The 1,033-nt window shown below is 36.3% G+C and carries 1 protein-coding gene and 1 pseudogene; both read left to right on the forward strand.

Annotated elements, in window-relative coordinates; translation table 11 throughout:
* The coding region (locus ACOVO2_RS21065) for a hypothetical protein (RefSeq protein ID WP_421771880.1) at positions 1 to 525 on the forward strand (525 nt) is incomplete at its 5' end.
* A pseudogene (locus tag ACOVO2_RS21070) lies at positions 525 to 1,033 on the forward strand (hypothetical protein); the annotation flags it as partial. The gene ACOVO2_RS21065 and the pseudogene ACOVO2_RS21070, both read left to right, overlap by 1 nt.

A 1,033-nucleotide genomic window follows, 5' to 3' on the forward strand; every position in this document is an offset into this window, starting at 1 on the left:
TTTGATAGTGGTTATAAATATAATAGAATTAGTGTTACAAAAGTATCAGATAAATTGTTTTTGAGGCAACATCTATACAATTTTCGTACACCCAAACGGCGTTATATTGCAGTTGTTGAAGAATATGAATGGCAAGTATTTATTGTTAAATTCTTTCCAGTTAGTCATAAACTTTCTGATAAAAAGTATAATATTATTTTCAATGACTATGATGCACCTCGTGTTATTAGGACGTGTATTAATATTATGCTTGATATTTTAGCTGAAAAACCATTGGCTAACTTTGGTTTTATTGGGGCAAATACTATCAGTAGTGGTGTTAGTGAGGGAGAATCAAACACTCAAAGTTTTAGAATATATACGAAACTGATGGCAAACTTTTTTGCGAAAACTGCTTTTTCACACCTCGAAGAACCTTCAATTAGTGCCTACTTAATGGTGAATAAAAAGAATAAAAACTTTGAGGAACTTACGCCAAAGATTGTAGAAATGTTCCAAAAAATTTACCCTGATTTGATATTCTAATGTCGAAAATAAGCCCTCAACCACCGACCGATTTTACGGGAATCGAAACTACTGAACCAGCCAAAGAAGCAGCAGGATTTACGGCTGTGTTTTCTTCAATGAAACACGTTTTTGGTGCGATGCCTGTCAGAAGGGGCCTAAAATCTTTGCTGAATCTCAACCAAAAAGGAGGTGTTGATTGTCCGAGTTGTGCATGGCCCGACCCCGATGGCGAACGCTCAAAAATTGCCGAATACTGCGAAAATGGAGCAAAAGCAATTGCCGAAGAAGCTACAACCAGAAAAGTAACCCCTGTTTTCTTTCAAAAGTATTCGGTTGCCGAACTTTCACAAAAATCTGATTATTGGTTAGGGCAGCAAGGAAGATTAACGCATCCTTTGATTGTAAAAGAAGGAGGACAGCATTACGAAAAAATATCATGGAATGAAGCTTTTCAACTCATTGGTAATCAGTTAAATAAATTAGATTCACCTGATGAGGCAATCTTCTACACTTCCGGACGAACAAG

The organism is Emticicia sp. (assembly GCF_049241225.1).
Classification (GTDB): Bacteria; Bacteroidota; Bacteroidia; order Cytophagales; family Spirosomataceae; genus Emticicia.